Origin of the sequence: Streptomyces sp. MNU76 (assembly GCF_020982545.1) — a bacterium.
Classification (GTDB): Bacteria; Actinomycetota; Actinomycetes; order Streptomycetales; family Streptomycetaceae; genus Streptomyces.
The window spans coordinates 299,552-318,176 of sequence record NZ_JAJKLK010000024.1 but is presented as its reverse complement, the minus strand read 5'-3'; the positions used below and the strand labels follow the sequence as shown (position 1 = coordinate 318,176).

At 73.0% G+C, this 18,625-nt stretch carries 16 protein-coding genes and 1 pseudogene; 1 reads left to right on the top strand and 16 read right to left on the bottom strand.

The window, feature by feature from the left end; genetic code table 11:
* Window positions 1-73 precede the first annotated feature (73 nt).
* The 12 genes and pseudogenes from E4N62_RS49885 to E4N62_RS39560 form a co-directional block, all read right to left on the bottom strand.
* A complete protein-coding gene (locus E4N62_RS49885) occupies window positions 74-742 on the bottom strand; it encodes an ATP-binding cassette domain-containing protein (protein WP_374117190.1) in 669 nt (222 codons plus the stop codon).
* A gap of 292 nt (window positions 743-1,034) precedes the next feature.
* A pseudogene (locus tag E4N62_RS49880) lies at window positions 1,035-1,571 on the bottom strand (ABC transporter transmembrane domain-containing protein); the annotation flags it as partial.
* Window positions 1,572-1,831: 260 nt separating this feature from the next.
* Entirely contained in the window at window positions 1,832-3,571 is a 1,740-nt protein-coding gene (locus E4N62_RS39600; protein WP_230222477.1) for an ABC transporter ATP-binding protein/permease, read from the bottom strand.
* Window positions 3,568-4,722, bottom strand: a complete 1,155-nt coding sequence (locus E4N62_RS39595) for a SagB/ThcOx family dehydrogenase (protein ID WP_230222475.1) — start codon at window positions 4,720-4,722, stop codon at window positions 3,568-3,570. Before E4N62_RS39595 ends, E4N62_RS39600 begins: the two co-directional genes overlap by 4 nt.
* Window positions 4,723-4,730: 8 nt before the next feature.
* A complete protein-coding gene (locus E4N62_RS39590; RefSeq protein WP_230222887.1) occupies window positions 4,731-5,756 on the bottom strand; it encodes a YcaO-like family protein in 1,026 nt (341 codons plus the stop codon).
* Window positions 5,757-6,165: 409 nt separating this feature from the next.
* A complete protein-coding gene (locus E4N62_RS39585) occupies window positions 6,166-7,587 on the bottom strand; it encodes a CocE/NonD family hydrolase (protein ID WP_308186127.1) in 1,422 nt (473 codons plus the stop codon).
* Window positions 7,584-8,438 (bottom strand): hypothetical protein, encoded by an 855-nt coding sequence (locus E4N62_RS39580; protein ID WP_230222473.1) that lies wholly within the window; start codon window positions 8,436-8,438, stop codon window positions 7,584-7,586. The genes E4N62_RS39585 and E4N62_RS39580 overlap by 4 nt, the downstream gene beginning before the upstream one ends.
* Before the next feature lie 92 nt (window positions 8,439-8,530).
* Complete coding sequence (gene amiA / locus E4N62_RS48355) at window positions 8,531-8,644, bottom strand: streptamidine family RiPP (protein ID WP_241270818.1); 114 nt, start codon at window positions 8,642-8,644, stop codon at window positions 8,531-8,533.
* Window positions 8,645-8,701: 57 nt separating this feature from the next.
* A complete protein-coding gene (locus tag E4N62_RS39575) occupies window positions 8,702-9,523 on the bottom strand; it encodes an ABC transporter ATP-binding protein (protein ID WP_230222471.1) in 822 nt (273 codons plus the stop codon).
* A gap of 20 nt (window positions 9,524-9,543) precedes the next feature.
* A complete protein-coding gene (locus tag E4N62_RS39570; RefSeq protein WP_230222469.1) occupies window positions 9,544-10,551 on the bottom strand; it encodes an iron ABC transporter permease in 1,008 nt (335 codons plus the stop codon).
* Complete coding sequence (locus E4N62_RS39565) at window positions 10,548-11,675, bottom strand: iron ABC transporter permease (protein WP_230222466.1); 1,128 nt, start codon at window positions 11,673-11,675, stop codon at window positions 10,548-10,550. Before E4N62_RS39565 ends, E4N62_RS39570 begins: the two co-directional genes overlap by 4 nt.
* Before the next feature lie 92 nt (window positions 11,676-11,767).
* Window positions 11,768-12,745, bottom strand: coding sequence for an ABC transporter substrate-binding protein (locus E4N62_RS39560; RefSeq protein WP_230222464.1), 978 nt, complete (start codon window positions 12,743-12,745; stop codon window positions 11,768-11,770).
* 85 nt (window positions 12,746-12,830) lie between these two features.
* Between E4N62_RS39560 and E4N62_RS39555 the strand changes: the two genes are divergently transcribed.
* On the top strand, window positions 12,831-14,030 hold the full coding sequence (locus E4N62_RS39555; protein ID WP_230222462.1) for a hypothetical protein: 1,200 nt from the start codon (window positions 12,831-12,833) through the stop codon (window positions 14,028-14,030).
* Window positions 14,031-14,241: 211 nt separating this feature from the next.
* Here the strand turns inward: E4N62_RS39555 and aztD are convergent, their stop codons facing one another.
* The 4 genes from aztD to aztB all read right to left on the bottom strand — a co-directional run bounded on the left by aztD (window position 14,242) and on the right by aztB (window position 18,625).
* Window positions 14,242-15,444: a zinc metallochaperone AztD gene (gene aztD, locus E4N62_RS39550; RefSeq protein WP_230222460.1), complete on the bottom strand. Its 1,203-nt coding sequence runs from the start codon at window positions 15,442-15,444 to the stop codon at window positions 14,242-14,244.
* An 89-nt stretch (window positions 15,445-15,533) separates the two neighbouring features.
* Window positions 15,534-16,511, bottom strand: coding sequence for a zinc ABC transporter substrate-binding protein AztC (aztC, locus tag E4N62_RS39545; protein ID WP_230222458.1), 978 nt, complete (start codon window positions 16,509-16,511; stop codon window positions 15,534-15,536).
* Complete coding sequence (locus E4N62_RS39540) at window positions 16,508-17,743, bottom strand: hypothetical protein (protein ID WP_230222456.1); 1,236 nt, start codon at window positions 17,741-17,743, stop codon at window positions 16,508-16,510. The genes aztC and E4N62_RS39540 overlap by 4 nt, the downstream gene beginning before the upstream one ends.
* 21 nt (window positions 17,744-17,764) lie before the next feature.
* Window positions 17,765-18,625, bottom strand: a complete 861-nt coding sequence (gene aztB / locus E4N62_RS39535) for a zinc ABC transporter permease AztB (protein WP_230222453.1) — start codon at window positions 18,623-18,625, stop codon at window positions 17,765-17,767.

The following is an 18,625-nucleotide window of genomic DNA, read 5'->3' as shown; positions in this document are numbered from 1 at the left end:
TCGGGAGTAGTCGTTTCCAGGTATACCCGGCCCTAAGCCTCACCGGCCCGGGTCTCGGGGCAAACGCCCGTGCTCAGGAAGGGGTGGTGGTGAGGATGCGGTTGAGCGCGCTGCCGGGGCGGCTCGTGAGTTCCTCCCAGGTCCCCACTTCCGCGATGCGGCCCTCCTCGAGGACGGCGATGCGGTCGGCACGGCGGATGGTGGCCGGGCGGTGGGCGATGACGATCGTGGTGCGTCCCTCCTCCTGCAGCGCGGTGGCGAGTTGGGCGTCGCCGGCGTTGTCCAGGTGGGCGGTGGACTCGTCGAGGACGAGGACCCTCGGCCGGACCAGCAGCGCGCGGGCCATGGCGATGCGGGCCCGCTGACCGCCGGAGAGCGTGGCGCCGCGCTCGCCGACGAGGGTGTCCATCGGGGCTATCCGGTCGACACCGCACAACCGGGCCGCTTCGGCCAGCGCCTGGTCGTCCGCCTCGGGTGCGGCGAGCCGCAGGTTCTCGGCGAGGGAGCCGTGGAAGAGGGGCGTGTCCTGTCCCACCAGCACCACCGCACGCCGCAGTTCCGCATCGCTCACCTCACGCACGTCCACGGAGTCGCCGTAGGCGGGCAGCAACTGGACCGCACCGGCGGAGGGGTCCCAGAAGCGGGCCAACAGGTGGGCGCAGGTCGACTTGCCGGCGCCGGAGGCGCCGACCAGGGCGAGTGTCCGGCCCGGAGGGACGGTCAGATCGACGCCGTCCAGCACGGGCCGTCCTCCGTAGTCGAACCTCAGCCGGTGCAGCCGTACGCCCAGCGGTCCGGGCGGCAGGGCGCGGGGGCGGCGGGCGGCGGGCGAGAGCGGGGGCCTTGACGGCAGCGTTGACGCGGGAGGCAGCGGCGCGCAGGACCACGGCCTGGCTGAGAGCGCGGGCCGACTCCGCGACCGGGCCGAGGACGGAAAGGGCCAGGGCCATCGCAGCCGGGGCCCAGGCGCCGTGCAGCCGGCCGGAGGTCACCGACTGCGCCGCCGCGGCGACCACGCCGAGGACCGCGGCCACGATGAGGAGGTCGCGGACCGCGGCGGCGACGGCCTCCCAGGTGGCCTCGGCACGTTGGGCGTCACCCACCTGCCACCCCCGCTCCGAAAGCTTGCGGCGGCGTTCGGTCAGAGCGCCGAAGGCGAGCAGTTCGCGCAGCCCGTCGACGGCCTCCACCGTGTCGGCCGACAGCCCGGCCACGGCCGTCCGGGTGCGGCCGCCGCGTGCCGTGCGCGCGCGGGCGTCCGCGAAGGGCGCAGCGGCGAGCAGGGCCGCGACCGGCAGCACGGCCGCCAGCAGCCACGGCTCCACCGTGGCAAGGACCATGGAACCACCGGTGAAGACCGTTCCTGCCGCCAGCAGTTGGGCTGTGGTGTGGGCGTAGAAGAACTCCAGGGCCTCCACGTCGGCCATGGCCGTGGCGGCGAGGTCGCCGCTGCGCCGTCCCGCGACGCGGGCGGGCGCGCTGCGGGCGAGTCCGTCGAAGACGCGCACCCGCAGTACGGCCAGCACCCGGTAGGCCAGGTCGTGCGAGAGGTCCATCTCCCGCCAGGTCATCAGGGCGCGTACCAGGACCAGTGCGACGAGCGCGGTGACGGTGCCGGCCGAGGGGGCGCGCCCTTCGATGACGGCGGTGCCCACGGTGTGCGCGGCCAGGGTGAGCAGCGCGACGAGGGAGCCCTGTTCGAGGAGCGCGGCGGCACAGGTGCGAGCTGTCATGGCGCGGTGCGCGGCGAGGGCGGGGAGGAGGGCCCGCAGTGCGCCTCGCGCGGGTTCGTCCGCAGCGGTGGTGGCGGTGCCAGTGGTGGCAGCGGTGCTCATGCGGCGCGTTCTCCTCGGTTGGCGCGGCCGGCCTCGACGAGCCGCGCGTAGACGCCGTCGGCCTCGACCAGGTCGGGGTGCTCACCCACGGCGTCCACCCGTCCTTGGTCGAGGACGACGATGCGGTCGGCGTGTCGGACGGCGGCCAGCCGGTGGGCCACCACCAGGACGGTCCGGCCGCTCGCGGCGTTCAGCAGTTCCCGGACGATGTCCGCCTCCCGGCGTTCGTCGACGGCGCTCGTGGCCTCGTCGAGGACGAGGACCGGGGCGTCGGCCAGCAGGGCTCGCGCGAGGGCGAGCCTCTGACGCTGGCCGCCGGAAAGGGTGGCGCCGCGCTCGCCGAGGACGGTGGCGTAACCGTCGGGGAGGGCGGCGATCTCGTCATGGACACCGGCGACGCGCGCCGCCCGGGTCAGGTCGTCGTCCGTCGCGTCCGGCCGGGCCAGGCGCAGGTTGTCGGCGATGGTGGCGTGGAAGAGGTACGTCTCCTGCGAGACGACGGCGATGCCCTGCCGCAGCGAGTCGAGCGCGTACTCGATCGTGGGGCGCCCGTCGAGGGTGATCCGGCCCTCCTGCGGGTCGTGGTGGCGCAGGAGCAGGGCCAGCAGGGTGGATTTGCCCGCGCCGGACGGGCCGACGATCGCGGTCGTCCGTCCCGCCTGCGCGGTGAACGAGACGCCGTCCAGGGCCGGGGACGGCGCGCCGTCGTAGGCGAACCGCACGTGCTGGAAGCGCAGTTCGGGCGGCGCTTGCCGGGGCGCGGGGGCCGTTCCGGTGTCGGGGACCGCCGGCTCGGTCGTGCGCAGGGCCGCGAGCCCGTCGGCGGCCGAGACTCCGAGGTATCCGGCGTGCCACTCGCGGGCGAGGTCGCGGACGGGGCGGAAGCACTCCGAGGCCAGCAGCAGCACCAGATACGTGCCGGTCGCCGTGGTGGATCCGCTGACGGCCGACCAGCACGCCAGGAGGGCTGCGGCGGCGGTGCCGCCCTGGATGGCGAGGTCGGTGATGCCGGTGTCGACCAGGGACACCCGCAGTTTGGCGACGGTCGCCCGGTGCAGCGCCGCGGACCGCTCCTCCAGGCGCGAACGGGTACGGCCGACCGCACCGGCGGCACGCAGCGCCGGCATGCCCTGGAGCGCCTCCAGGTAGTCGGCGCCCAGGCCTTCGTAGGTGTCCCAGTGCTCCTTGCCGCGGGCGGCGAGGAGCCGGTCCCAGGCGCGCGGCCCGGCCAGGGCGAGGAGCAGGGCGGGGACGAGGCCGAGCAGGGCCCACGGCTCGACCACGGCCAGGGCCGCCAGGACGAGGGGCGGCACGGTGAGGGTGATCAGGAGCTGGGGCAGGTAGCGGGAGACGTAGGCGTCGACGCCCTCCACCCCGTCGACGAGGGTGGTGCGGACGGCTCCGGCGCGTGCGGTGGTCAGGTGAGCGGGCCCCAGCCGGCCCAGGTGGGCCAGGAGTTCGTCCCGCACGGCGACCCTGACCCGGGCTCCGGCACGGGTGGCGGTGCGTCGCTGCCACAGGGTGAGACCGGCGCGGGCGGTGACGACGGCGAGCACGGCGGCCAGCAGCCACGGGAGCCGGCCGGTGTCTCCGCGGGCCAGGCCGGCGAGGGCGAGGGCCAGCAGTGCGGCCTGTGCCAGGTGGGTGAGGGTGACGGCGCCCTGCAGGAGGGTGGCCGTGAGCAGGGGGCGCCGTGCGCGCCGGGCAGCGCGGCGCAGCTCGGGGTGGACGATCACGTGGTGTTCTCCTCGTCGGCGTGACGGATGCCGAGGGCCAGGGCGTGGACGACCCAGTCCCGGTCCGGCGCGGCTCCGAGGGCGGCCCCGAGGTCCGCCTGCTGCCAGGAGCCGACGGGCCGGGCCGCCAGCCCGTGGCGTCGGGCGGTGACCTGGGCCAGGTGGACGGCGAAGCCGGCCCGCAGGTGGGCGCGGCGGATGTGTGCGGCGTCGGCGTCCGTGGGGCAGCCGTGGCCGAGCAGAACGGCGCCCGCGTCCGCGATCCACGCCTGACCCGCGGCCCAGGCGGCGAGCGTCTGGCGGGCCTCCCCTGCCGCGTACCGCCGCAGGGTCGTGCCGTCGGGTGCCAGTTCCATGAGGCCGGGTCGGGGCGGGCCGACCGCGGCGCACCAGCGCAACAGGTCGCCGTTGCCGGCCCGTTCGGCGGTGGCCAGGACTGCCCGCAGTGCGCCGTGGGAGGGGGCGCCCGGCAACGGCGGTGGGGTACTGCGGCGAGCCAGCAGTTCGGCCGGGGTGGGCGTACCCCCGGACGGTTCCGGGACGTGGGGACTGTCTGCCGGGTGCATCGGGCTCCGCCCGTCGGGCGGCGGGATGCGCACGACGGCCAAGGGATTCTCGGTGAGTCCGTCCAGCCGTGCCTCGGGCTCGCCCGCGCCCAGCGCGCGGGCCGCCAGGAACAGCGCCGCGGCGGCGTGCCCGGTGTCCAGCAACAGAAGGGGCCAGGCTCGGTGGCCGTAGTGGGAGGCCGTGCGCCGTGCGGTGACGGAGAGTTCGGCCGTCACGCCTGGCGGCGTGTCGTCGGAAGGCAGACCAACGCGGTGGACGCGGTGGCGCAGCGGGTCGTAGCCGTAGCGGCCGGGCGGCAGGGAGCAGCCGGCGCCCACGACCAGTTCGGCGTCCACCGGGTGCAGCGCACCCGCGGAGGGCGCGGGCCTGAGGCGTCCGGAGGCGTCCGAGGCCGCCAGGGACAGACGCAGCAGGGCCTGCAGATCGAGGTCCGCCGGGCCTGCCTCCGGAATCGGAAGCGGCGGCCCCGGCCAGGGCCGGACGGCTGTCCCGGCGGGCGTGTCGGGGCCGGGACGCTCCGGGGAGCGGGCGCGGGCGAGGGCGGCGGCGAGTTCCACAGGGCGGTCCTCGCGGAGGTCTTCCACGGCGGCCCTCACATGTGCGGCGGAGGCGCCAGCGTGAAGTCCTCCGGCGCGCTCGGCGCGGTCGTGCGCCATCCGCGCGCGACGGCGGCCTCGGCGAGGCGCGGACAGCCGAAGTAGCCGAAGGCGGCGGGGGCGTTGGGCAGGAGCCCGGAGACGAGGACCCGGGCGACGCGCAGCGATGTCTCGGTCACGTCCTCGGTGGTGAGGTCGAAGGTCATGACGCGGTGACCGCCTGCGCGCAGCGTGCTCTCCAGCCGCTCCCGGCTGCCGGGCTCGACCGCGTCGACGGACACGGTCCCGAGCGCGGGCGCGGTGAAGCGCCGGGCCTCGGCCGCCATCCGTTCGTCCAGCCACACCTGCACGTGCGCACCCAGGTCCCGCACGTGCTCGAACTGCTCGCCGCACACATCGAGATAGCGGCCGTCGGCCCGGTGCTCCAGGTACAGCCCGCGCGCCAGCAGCCCGGCCTCGACGGCCTGGAACACCCAGCCGTCGGAGTCGGTCAGGCCCTGGGTGAAGACCCAGGTGTGGACGGCTTCCAGGACGGCCTTGCGGGCGGCCTCGGCCGGGTCGTACTTGCAGGCGAACCCGGCGGCGTACAGTCCGAGGCGCGGGTCGTGCACGAGCGCGGCCATGCAGGGGGCGAACTCCGAGCGCATCTCCACGATGTGGACGTCGAGCGCGGAGCCGGCGAGGTCGTCGGCGAGGCCGGGCACGCTCGCCGGGTCGATGCCCCGGGTCGGGCCGTCCAGATGCCACCACAGTTCCAGGGCGTCGCGTTCGACGATCTCCAGCAGGCCGCGTTCGACGGCGTCGTCGAGGCCCTGTCCGGTGGCGATGCCCGCGTAGTTGAGGTGATGGGTGCGGGGCAGCTCGCGCAATGCGCCCTGGCGCCAGTTGAGGTGGGTGAGCGCGACGGGCGCCCAGACCTCCGCCGTCCGTCCGCCGGGCAGCTGCTCGGTTCCGCGCGTCCACAGGGCCGGGGTCTGGGGGTGAGGGGTCGGTAGGGGAACTTCTCGCGGGCGTACTGCCAGTCGGCGTACGTGGGCAGGTCGCCGGGGCCGTAGAGCCGCAGGCCCTTCTCGGTCAGTTCGGCGGCGGTGGCGCGCACGGGGGCGTCGGGGGTGGCCGGGGGCGGCACGCGGTTGCCGCAGTACCGCTCTACCCCTCGGCTATCGCGGCGACGCGGCTTGCTCGGGGTCGCCGAAGGTGGTGCCGAGGAGACGCGGTCGGCGGGCCACAGGCCGTGTCTGCGGGCGTCGGATATCTCGGCCGTGAGCGCGGTGTAGCGGGGTGGGGCGCCCGCGGGGTGTTCGACGGGCTTGACCTTGCGGACGATGCCGCAGACGGGGTCGACGAGTGCTTCCAGCGGCAGCGTCGTCATCTCAGAATCTCCTCGGCAGGGGTCGACGGGGGTGGGGCGGGACGGGAGCACGGGCAGTCTCAGCACCACGCTGTCCGCATCGACCTCCCGTCGGGAGGCGTGCAGCCGGCCAAAGCCGTCACGGGGTCTTCCCCGGTGTGGGGGTTGCGGGCGTGGGCCGGGAAATGGTGCCCGGCGATCTCCAGGCGCAGCCGAGTGCCGGCCCGCAGCCGACGCGCGACCCGGCCGAGGCCGACAGTGAACTCGGCCTCACTACCGGCCGGTTCGGCATGCCGGACGACGCCGACGGCGAGCCGCTCGGCGCTCCCTTCCGGCGTGAGCGCGACGAGCCGGGCGGCCCAGTCGGCGGACGGGCTGTGAGCCGTGGCCCGCAGGTGCACGCTCACGGGGCCGACCACGTCGAGCGGACGCGGGAGCGGCGGCGTGACCAGCAGGCAGCGGTCGGGCGGGCCGTCGGTGGGGACGGTCAGGTCGTCAGAACGGACGGGCCTGCCGGAGTCGGCGGTGAAGACGGAGCCGTGCAACAGTCGCGTGCGTGGTGTGCGCGGTTCGCCCTCGGTGCGGGCGGACAGCCACAGGTCGGCGCCGCCCAGCCCCTGCGCGCCATGGTGGCCGGGGGCGAGTTCGCCGGTCAGGGCGCGGCGGGCCCAGCGCACGTACAGCTCGCCGAGGTTCAGCCGGTGGGCCGGGCCGGAGTCGGGACCGGGCGCGGTGACGAGACCGTGCCTCCAGGGGCCCAGCAGCATCCGGGCCGAGGGTCCGCCCCAGGAATGCCACAGCGCGACGGTCTCCTCGGTGAAGTGGTCATGGTGGCCGCCCACCGCGAGCAGGGGCACGGCGGCGTGCGCCGCCCGCGATACGAGACGGCCGCGGTCGCGGTGCCGCCACAGGCCCGCCCAGGAGGGCAGGCCGCGGCCCAGCCGCTCGGGGAGGGCGCTCAGTGGCAGGTGGGTGAGCAGTCCCGGGTCAGCGGAGAGGGCCTTGTCCAGCGCGCTCTCGTCGGAGTCTCGCCGGTCACCGTGGGCGGCCCACCATCCGGCGCGGGACAGCAGCCTCTCCACTCCGGACGCCTCGCGCGCGGTCTCCGCGGACCCGAGGGCGGGCACGGCCGCGATGACGGCATCGGGCCGGACGTCCTCGGGCACGTCGAGGGCGAGGACGAGGGCACAGTGGGCCGCGTATGAGGCTCCGACGGCCACCAGCCGTCCGTCGCTCCAAGGCTGCCGCCGGATCCAGCGCACGGTCGCCGCTCCGTCGGCGGCCTCGTCCGCGTACGGGTGCCACTCCCCCAGCGACGCGAACCGGCCCCGTACGTCCTGGACAACGGCGGCGAACCCGCGGCGGGCCCAGCCGCGCGCCTCGGCACTGTGCCGGGTCCGGTCGTAAGGGGTGCGCACCAGGACGGCCGGAAAGGGGCCGTCGCCGGCCGGGAGTCGGACGTCCGTGGCGAGTTCCCCCACAGCCGTACTGAACGCCGTCATCCGTCCTTCTTCGGCATCGGTGCGACGTCGGGCACCGGGAGGACGGGGTGCTCGGTGACGGTCAGCGTGCGCAGGTCCACCCGTCGGAGGCGGCGCCGCGCCGGGAGGCCGGCCGCAGCGGGGGCGTCGGTGGCCCACCGGCTGAGATCGTCCGAGAGCAGTGCCGTGAGCAGCGTTGCGGCGGGCACGGCGAGCCGGACCGGTGCACCGGAGGTACGCGGTCCGCTCCAGTACGCGGCCAGTTCGCGGTGAGCGGGCGTGGCGGCGAGCCGACGGGACCGGACGTGCGCCGAGGTGACGTCTCCAGGAGCGGCGGCCACCGGCTCGACATACGCCTGCCAGCCCTCGCGGTGGCAGCGCAGCCACGCGACACCGTGCTCGGGCAAACGGTCGGCGGCGTCCCACAACCCGTCCGGCACGGGCCCGTCCAGGCACCACACGACCGCGGAGGGGTTTCCGTCGAGCAGGTCCTCGATACCCACCGGTGATCTGTCGGAGGCGGTCACGGCCGAAGAGGTGCGCGGCCGCGCGCCCAGGGCGGCCAGTTGCACGGCGAGCGGTTCGGTCAGCACCGGGTCGCCGAGGATCCGGATGTCCCGGCGAGCGGCGGGCCACGGCGAGTGCCGCGGCCCTTCCGCCAGATAGCCGGCCGCCTCGAACGCCCGCACCACGCGCTCCAGTCCCCCGTCCACCGGGGCTGTGGTCCCGCCCGTGAGAAGGGAGAGCAGGGCGTCCTCGTCCGCGTCTGCTGTCCTGACGCTGAAGAACTCCCCTTCCGGGGTGCGGACGGCGAGCCCTCGCCCGGGCACAGCGACGACCTCGGCACCGGGGACTAGTCGGCTGCGGGACACGGCGTTCCTCCTGTCGGCGGGACCTGGGACGGGCGTGGGCCCGCCCGGAAGGCATCGGGCGGGCCCACGGTCGAGGGCGGTGAGGCCCTTGCTTACTCCTCGGTGTCCTCGAAGGGGTTCTCGACGAGCGCGTTGGAGTGGGAGGCCGAGTCGTGAGCCAGCTGTCCCGGGTCGGCGATCGGCGCGAAGACCTGCTCGTTGTCCATGAACTCTCCTTCATCAGCAGGGAGATACGGCGTTCGGATGAGCGCCGTGACCACAATCTAATGAATCTGATTTTCATATTCCAGAGCGGAGAGAGGGTGATCTGGGTAACACACCGGCCAGCCCCCCTCGGGGTCCCGGCCGACCCGGCCGGCCACCTTCAGCACGTCCGCCAGCAACCCCGGTGTCACGACCTCCTTCGGCGTTCCGTCGGCCACCACACGGCCGTCGCGCAGGGCGACGACGCGTTCGGCGAACCGGGCCGCGTGGGCCAGGTCGTGCAGCACCATCACCACGGTGAGCCCGCGTTCCTCGCGCAGGCGCACCACGGTCTGCAGCACGTCGAGCTGGTGGTGCAAATCCAGGTAGGTGGTCGGCTCGTCGAGCAGCAGCACGCGCGTGTCCTGGGCGAGCGCCATCGCGAGCCGCACCCGCTGCCGCTCGCCCCCGGACAGCGCGTCGACGTCGCGGTCGGCCCAGTCCTCCACCCCGACGTCCTTCAGCGCCCGGTGCACGACGGGGTCGTCGCCCTCGCGCAGCATGCCCAGCGGGCCGCGTGCCGCGTAGCGCCCCTGCCGGACGAGGTGACTCACCGTCATGCCCGGGACGGCCGGAGCGGACTGGTGCAGCAGCGCCACTCTCCGGGCCGTGGCGCGCCTCGAGAGCCGGGCGAGGTCGTCCCCACCGAGCCGAACGCTCCCCTCATCCGGTTGCAGCAGCCCGGCGGCCAGCCGCAGCAGGGTCGACTTGCCGCAGCCGTTCAGGCCGATGAGGGCGGTCAGTTCGCCCGGCCGGACGGTCAGGTCGACGCCCCGCAGCACGGGTCGTCCGGGGTAGCCGAAGTGGACCCCCTCGACGTGGATCCCCACGGACTCGGTCATGCTCTGTCCTCAATTCGACGTCAGAACGTACGGCTCGGCGTGCGGCGCACGACGACCAGCAGCAACGCGGCGCCGAGGCACGCGGTGAGCGCCCCGACCGGCAGCGTGAGCCGTCCCGAGTCGAGCACCGCCGCCACCAGCCGTGAGGACAGCTGCGCGGCCGCGTCCGCCCCGCACACCACGACCGCGCCCGTCAGGGCGGCGCCGGGAAGGCTCCGGCGCAGGTCCGCGCCGAAGACGGCCACAGCCAGATGCGGGACGAGCAACCCGATGAAGCCCAGCGCCCCGACGGCTGCCACCGCGCCCGCCGTCAGCGCCACCGCGCACAGCAGGGCCAGGGTCCGGGCCCGGCGGGCGGCCAGGCCGGCGGCCAGGGCGATGTCGTCCCCGCAGCGCAGCAGGGTCAACGGCCCGGCCAGCAGCCAGGCCGCGACCCCCCAGACGAGCGCCCAGGGCCACAGCAGGTGCCAGTGCTGCCACACCCGGCCCTCCGTGGTGCCCACCAGCCACTGCACCACGCTGCCGAGTTCACCCGGCTCCACCAGCAGCACCATGGCGGTGAGCCCGCCGAGCACCGCCGACACCAGCACCCCGTGCACGGCGGTCTGCGCGGGATCACCGCGCCCGCGGCCGGCGAGCAGCCACAGGAGCGCCGCTCCGGCACACCCACCCGTGCACGCGGCGAGGACCACGGCCAGGGGCGAATCCCACCCGGCGAGTCCCAGGGCGGTCGCGGTGACGGCACCGAGCACCGCCCCCGGGGTCACGCCCGTCACCTCCGGCCCGGCCAGGGGATTACGCAGGGCAGACTGCAGGACCAGCCCTGCCACGGCCAGGCAGGCGCCCGCGCCGAGGGCCACCAGCAGCCTCGGCAGGCGCAGTTGGAACAGGATGTGGCGTTCCGTCGCGTCACCGCCCCCGTTGAGGACGTCCCAGACCACACCGGGGGACATGCCGCGCCCGGCCACCACTTCCACTCCGGCGCAGACGACGGCCAGTGCCGCGAGCGCCGTGAAACGCCGGGTCACCGTACGTCCTCCGCACTGGTTTTCCTGAGAGGTGGCGAGGAGGTATCGCCGGGCCCGCCGCACCCGGGGTCGTCCCGGCGAAGGTGATGCGATGCCCTGGCGTGAGGGACTTCGTCCGCCGGACCGGAAGCCGTCTTCCGCGGTCCGGGCAGCGGTTCGCGCCGGACCGCACGGCGGCGGCCACCCGACCGCATCAGCGCGACGCCGGTCGGCACCCCCAGCAGGGCCGTCCAAGCACCGGCAGGCGTCTCCACGGGTGCCAGCGCCAGTCTGGCCGGGACATCGGCGACCACCACGACGACAGCGCCCCACGCCGCGGACCATGGGAGCCAGCGCACCGCTCCGGCCCCGGGATCGAACCAGCGGCTCAGGTGTGGGGCGAGGAACCCCACCCATGCGACGGGCCCGCACACGGCCGTCACCGGGGCGATCAGCACCACGGCGATGGCCAGCGCGGCCAGCCGGGCGCGCTGAGCTCGCACACCCAGCGCCTCGGCGTCCTCATCTCCCAGCCGCAGCACCGACAGCACCGGCGCGCACAGCACGAGGGCGGGCACGGCGACGAACAGCCACGGCCACAGGCCCGTCACGTCGTCCCACGTCCGGGCGGAGAGGGAACCGAGCAGATAGCGGTAGATCAGCTGGAGGTCGAGCTGGTCGGCCATGACCATCAGGACGAGCAGCGCGGCCTGCAGCGCGGCCGCCACCGCTGCGCCGGTCAGCAGCACCGCGGACGGACTGCGGCCGAGCCCGGCGACGAGCAGGGTGAGCCCGCCGCCGAGCGCGGCCCCGCCGATGGCCGGCAGCGGCTGGACGGCGGCGGGCAGCGAGAGGGTCAGCACCAGCGGCGCGGCCACCCCGAGCGCGGCCCCGGACGACACGCCCAGCATCTCCGGCACCGCCAGGGGATTGCGCAGCGCCTCCTGGAGCACCAGTCCGGCCGCCCCCAGACAGGCTCCGGCGACCAACGCCAGCAGCAGGCGGGGCACGCGGAGTTCGCTCACGACGATCCCGGCGAGGGTGGTGTCCCCGTCCATCACCGCGGCGACCAGCCGGTACGGGGGGACGTTGGGGGTGCCGAGACTGAGCGCGCAGACCGAGGAGACGGCCAGCAACACGACCACCAGAAGCGGTTGCCACCTCCGCGCACCGCGCGACGGCCGCTCTCCGCCCGCCGCGGCGCGATCGGCCGCGGCGGGCACCGGGAGGGGCTTCCTCACCGCAGCGCGGCCGTGGCCTCGTCGAGGACGATGCCCAGCGAGCGGGTGCCGCGCCCCTTGGCCCACACCTCTGAGTTCACCTCGTGGACGTCACCGTTCTTCACGGCCGGGATCTTGCCCCAGAGCGGGTTCTCGGCCAGCTTCTCCGACAGCTTGCCGTCCGCGTCGCCGAAGCTCAGCGTCTCGACGAACAGCACGTCGACGTCCTGGGCGAGGATCTCTTCGAGGCTGTAGCTGCCCTCCACACCGCGGGACTTCCACGGGTAGTCGGCGATCTTGGGGAACAGGCTGGCGGCCACGTCACCTTCCGGCGTCGCCACGCCGAAGTTCTCGTCACTGCCGTAGATGATGAGCGCGGTCTTCTCGCTCGGGGCCTTCTCGGCCTCGGCGAGCTTCGTCCGGAAGGTCTTCTCCGCCTTCTCCCCCTGGGCGGTGCGGCCGGTGAGCGCGGCGGTGTCGCGCAGGTAGCCCACGCTGTCCTGCCACGTCTCGGGCTGCATGGCCCAGAACGTGGTCGCTCCCTTGAGCGCCGGAGCAAGCTTGCCGTGGGTGTCCCCGAGGCCGATCACGAGATCGGGCTTGTGGGAAAGGATCGCTTCCACCTCGGGGGCGATGAATCCGCCCGGGATGACGTCCATCTCCTTGGCCTTCTCCTCCCCCAGGAAGTCCGGGTGGGCGAGCAAGGCGCTGTTGGTGGCCGTCGGCACGATGCCCAGTTCCGTCAGGATGTCGTCGCACAGGGCGAAGAGGCAGACGATCCGCTCGGGCTCCTTCTTCAAGGAGACCTTGACGCCGTTGGTGTCGGTCAACTCCGTCGACGCCTTGATGGGTTCGACGGTCACCTCCGTCTTCGCCGCGGGCTTGGCCTTGTCGCTCGCGGGTTCTTCGGAGGACGAGCCGCAGCCGACCAGGACGGAACCCACCGCCGCTGCGGCGATCCAACTGCGAACAGATCTCGACGATGAGCGCAGCATCGATGCCCTCGCTTCTTTTCAGGTACCGGGAACGCACCGAAGATACATGATAATCGTTTTCACTAGACCGGTTTCTGGAGGACTCATGCCTGCTGCCACACCCGTCCTGCTCGTCTCCGACCATGTGGCCGGAGCCGTACACCTGCTGACCGTGCCGGACGGCGCCGCAGTAGGACGCCTCACCGGCCGTCATCTCTCCGAGCACGCCGGGTTCCTGGCACTCCCGGGAGGGCGGGTGGCCTGCGTCGACGACCGTCGCGGGGAACTGCTGGTGCTCGATCCCTTCGCCGAGAAGCTCGTGGAGCGTGCGATCTCGGTCGCCGTGCCGGCCGAGCACCTCGCCTGCGACCCGTCCGGCCACCGACTGGCCGTCACCACCGGCCTCGGCAAGAACAGCGAACCGTGGACGGACCTGCTGACGGTCCTCGACCTGGCCACCGGGGAAACCGCGCGGGTACGCACGCGCGTCGGCGAACCGGGCGTGACGGTCCTGGGCGAAGGCGACCCGCTGGTCGTACTGCGGCACCGGGAGCCCGGTGCGCTGGCGGTCCACCGGTTCATGGATCTCCTCGCGGCTCCGCCCGGCTGCCCTCCGGTCACACCTCACGCGCTCCTGCCGCTGCCGGACGACGGACACGGGGACGCACAAGCACCCGGCTCGGAGCGCGTGTTCGCAGCCACGAGCGAAGGAGTGCACCGGGCCCGGAGGAAGGGCGACGCGCTCGCCGCCGAGGCGATCATCCCCTGGGGATCGTCGGCGCGGGGCTGGTACCTCCGGCTCGACACCCGCCGACAGGCGCTGTGGACCACACTGCGCGGCGGCGACCCGGACCCGCTGCGATGGCCGGAATGGACCAACCAGGCATGGCACCACGACCTGACAACCGGCCGCACCGTACTCACGGACCTCGGTCCCGGGCTCGTCTTCCGGCTGGCCCTCGCCCGGCGCCACACCGCCTTCACCCGTGTCCACCCCGACGGCGACGAACTGATCCTTGTCGGCGCCGACGGCGTCGTGCGCCGCTGTCCCCTGCCGGCCATGGACGGCGCTCCGCGTCGCGGTGGCACCCCTTGGGAAGGCGTCCAACGCCGAGCGGTGGCCGCCTCACCGGGCTCCGACTGGATCGCCGTCACCCGGGGCGGCCACGGCGAGGTGCACATCATCGACGCGGAGACAGGCAACGAGGCGACCCGTCCGCGGCTGACCACACCTCTGCATCACGGCGGCCACATGACACTGCGCGTCCGGAACGACGGTGCCGACGGCGATCCCGTGGGGCGGTGACGGCCTGTGCGGGCCGGCACACTCCAGGCGGCGGGAACGGCCGCCGCCCGCAGGGGCGTTGCCCGTTGCCCGATACCGCGCCACACGTACGTCCGTACGCCGCTTCTCCTGTCGTGGCCGGCTGCCGAGTCCGGTCCCGCGGCGCGGGTGGTAGCGGTGTGCCCTCGCCGCCGCGGCGCGAAGGCCACGGCGGCGAGGGGACGTGGCGGAGTCAGTGTCCGGCGACGACGCCCGACAACTCGTTGGTGCTCTCCGGCAGGGTGACAGAGGTGATCTTCTTCCCCTTCTCCAGGTCGATCGCGTGCAGCACCTTCTTGCTGGGCTCGGAGACGTACGCGACGTGCCCGCGGACGAACAAGGTGGGCCGGGGCTGCTGCCAGTCCAGCGGCTCCTGCCACTTGCCCACGGCGGGGATCTTCTTCTCGATCTTGCCGGTGTTCTGGTCGATGACGTGGAGGGCGCCGTCGGTGCCGAGGACCAGGGCCTCGCCGTGCGGGCCGCGAGCCAGCGAACGGAAGGAGTAGCTGACGCCCAGGTCGACCAGACGCAGCTTCTTCTTGTCGGTGTCGATGAGCGAGATGCGGGTGGGCCGCTCCAGCTCGGCCTCGGGGTCGATCTTGTAGTCACCCAGCAGGATCGGCGAGGCGTCGCTGCCGGCCTGGTTGCCGATGCGGCCGTAGTCGTCGAGGGCGTCGATCTTGGTGAACTTGCCGTCCTTGTAGATCAGGATGCCGTCCTCGCAGCCGATGCCGATGGCCTCGTTCTTGGCGGCGGCCTCGCCGTGGACACCGGGGCAGTCCTCGTTGCGCCCGATCTCCTTGTTGTTCTTGTCCAGCACCAGCGCGCCGGTGCGCTTCTCCTCGGTACCCAGGGTGCTCACGAGTTTGCCGTCGGCCAGTTCGATGGCTACACCGTGATGCGGCTCGGCAGAGGTGTAGGTGCGCCCTTCCGGCTTCTTGCCCGTGCTCAGGGCGGTGGGATCGAAGACGTTGACCTCTCCGGTGCCGTCGGTGAAGAGCACGGTCTGTCCGGCGTGACGGACTACGTGGCCAGGCTTGGCGCCCTTGTACTCGATGTCGGTGAGGGTCTGGTCGGTGGCGTCCAGGACACGGAATCCACTGTCGGTGGAGACGACGACGTGGTCCTCGTCGCCTGCGGGGTTGACCCGGTTGAAGCCGGGCAGGTCGATGGTCTTGGCGAGCTTCAGGCTCTCGCCGTCGAGGATGTACAGGCCGCCGTCGAAGGTGGCGACCAGCGGATCCTTGACCGCCACGGCGGGCGTGGCGCTCGTGGTTCCGTCGGACTTGGTATCGGTGGAGGAAGAGCCCTCTCCGCCGCAGGCGGTCAGAACCGAGGAGACCGCCAAGGCCAGTGCCGCGCCCGTGAGGGCTCTGCCGCGTATCGACTTGTTCATCAGTGTGTTCCTTTCTGCACCGCGCGGTGGCGGTATGAGAGGTATGGCGTGTGGCGCCCGATGACCGGTGTGCCGGGAGGCTCGAAGGGTCAGTCGCCGGTCAGGCCGGTGACCATGGCGGTGGTGTTGGCGTGCATCATCCGCAGGTAGGTGTCGGCGCCCTCGCCCTTCGCCGTCAGGGACTCCGAGTAGAGCTCGACGACGCGAACACCGCCGCCCATCTCCGTCCGCAGTACCTCGGCGAGCCGCTTGGGCTGGGAGGAGTCGGCGAAGACGGTGCGTACGCCTGCTCTCTTCATCGCCTCGGTGAGGGAGCGCAGATCCGAGGAGCTGGGAGAGGCCAGCGTGGTGCCGCTGGGAATGACCGCTCCGATCACCTGGAAGCCGAAGCGGTCGGCGAGGTAGCCGAAGACGTGGTGGTTGGTGACCAGGGCCCGCTTGTCTGAGGGAACGCGGCCGAAGGACTTCTCCATCCAGGTGGTGAGGCCGGTGAGTTGCTTCGCGTAGCGGTCGGCGTTGGCGCGTATCGTTCCGGACTCCACGCCGTCGACGTGCTCGATGACCTGGTCGGCTATCAGGCCGGTGACCTTGCGCATCCGGTCGGGGTCTGTCCAGAAGTGCGGGTCGGGTTGCCCTTTCTCGCCCTCGGGGCCGCCGTCGTCGGCCGCGTGGAAGGTGAGCGGGTCGGCCGCCTCGCCGGCCGCGAAGGTGGCGACACCGGACTCGCGGGCGGCGTCCACGTGCCGCAGTACGTTCTCCTCCAGACCCAGGCCGTTGCAGACGACCAGGTCGGCCTGCTCCAGCTCGGCGGCCTGCACCGCCGACAGACCGAAGGAGTGCGGGTCGGCGTTGGGCTTCATCAGGACGGTGACGTCGGCCTCGTCGCCGACGATCTCGCGGGTGACGTCGCCGAGGATGTTGGTCGTGACGACGATGCTGGGCCGGTCATCGCCGGTGGTGCATGCGGTGGCGGTCACGGCTGTCACGAGGGCGAGCAGGCCCGCGATCAGGTGCCGCAGGCGTGCGATGCCCACCCTCGCGCGCTGCTTCACCTGGGTTCGGCTCATCGTCCGGTCTCCGCCATGAGGACGGGCTTGACGTCCAGGTCGAAGGAGCGCGCGATGCGCAGTCCGTCGTTGTAGTCGATCTCGAACACCTTCTTGCCCTCAGGGTCGTTGACGTAGGCGCGGCTGCGGTCGACCTCGATGACGGGGGACCGGCCGCCTGCGCCGGCCCGTTTCCCTTCCGTCAGCAGCGACTTGGTCCGTGCGGTCTGCTTTCCGGTTGCGATGTCATAGCCGTGCACCGAGCCGTCGTTCTCCAGAACGAGCAGCGGGGAGCCCTCTCCGGCTGTGTTGGCCGCGACGACCGGTCCGGTGTCCACCCGCTTCCAGGTCCGCTCGGCGACGTCGAGGACCCAGACCGCGTCGTCTCCGGCCGGGGCGGTGAGGGTGTCGCTGCCGACTCGATGGCGGAAGGCGGTGGCTCGTTCCTGCGCCGGGACGTCCCGCCCGTAGGGGATCTCCTCGGCGGTGAAGGCGCCGTCCTGCGCCCGGACGAGCAGGGCGCCGCCGACGCAGCCGAGGATCACGCCGCGTCGGGTGACGGCGTCTCCTCGCGGCTCTTCGCACGTCACGTCCGGGGAGGCGACGCGCCCGCTCTTGCGGTCGAGGACGACGAGTTCGGTGGTGCCACCCTTGTTCTCGAAGGCGAGCAGGTGTTCCTCGTACGGCACGACGGCACCGGTGTAAGTGCCCGGCAGCGTCTGGGGAGATGTGATCTCCCCCTTCTCCAGCCTGCTGCGGTCGTACAGGACGGTGCGGCCGTTCTCGTCGGTCACCGCGGTCACGGCGGTGTCGCTGCGTACCTGGGCTCGGCTGCCCGCAGGGAGTTCACCCACGTCGCGTGTCGCCGCGCTGTAGTAGTGGACGTGATCTCCGTGGTCCACCATCCAGGCGCCGCTGTCGAGCACATGCGTGCCGCCGGGCGCCTGGAGGTAGCCGAACCTGCCGTCCGTACCCAGCCGAACGGCGCCCTTCACCTGGGCCGTCCTGTGCACCTTGCCGGTGACGAGGTCGAGGATCCTGGTGTTTCCGCTGTCGGGGTCGTTCAGGAGGAGCCGGGCTTGCTGCTCGGCGGCCTCCTGGGCGCCCTCGACGTACCCGTGCGGAACGGCGGACGGGGAACTCGCGGCGGGTCGTGCAGCGTTGCTCTTCTCCCCCGCGCAACTCGCGGTGAGCAGCGCGGTGAGCACCAGTGCGGCCGATGCCCACGGAGAGACGTTTCTGCGGACGGTCATGACGATCGCCTCTGGCTTCTTTCAGTTGACTTCGAGTACAGGGGCGGGGGCGTGGGCGTGGGGCGTACGGCGGTCACGCAGCCCGGACAGGACGTGGGAGAGGAAGAAGAGGCTCACCGCGAGGGCCGAGACGGTCGCTCCGGCTGCGGTGCTCAGATGCCAGGACACCAGCAAGCCGCCGAATGTGGCCAAGGCGCCGAGCAGGGCGGCGAGCACCATGACCCCTCGCACGGAGCGGGCCCAGGGCAGGGCGGCCGCCGGCGGTGCGATGAGCAGTCCGAGGACGAGCAGCGTTCCGACGATGTGGAACGAGGCGACGATCGCCAGACCGAGCAGGCCGAGGAGCACGGCGTGGGCCACGCGCGGGCGCAGCCCCAGGGTGTGGGCCTTGCGCGAGTCGAACGCCAGGGCCAGGAAGGCACGGTGACCGAGCACCGACACCACCAGCGCGGCGAGCAACGCCGCCGCGAGCACCAGGAGGTCCTGCTGCCTGACAGCGAGGACGTCACCGAAGAGAAAGCCGGTCAGGTCGACCGCGAAGGACTGCGAGCGCGACACGATGATCACGCCGAGCGAGAGCATGCCGACGAACAGCAGCCCGATGCCGGTGTCCTGCGACAGCCTCGGCGTACGGCCGAGCGCGGTGACACCGGCCGTCATGACGGCGGCACTGATCACCGCGCCCACCATCAGGTTCCCCCCGAGGAGCGCGGCCACCGCGACGCCCGGAAGCAGCCCGTGGGACATGGCGTCACCGAGGAAGGCCATCCCCCTCAGCACCACCCAGGTGCCCGCCAGCGCACAGATCGCGGACACGAGCATCCCGCCCCAGAGAGCCCGCTGCACGAAGGTCACCTCGAACGGGACCGTCAACCACTCCAT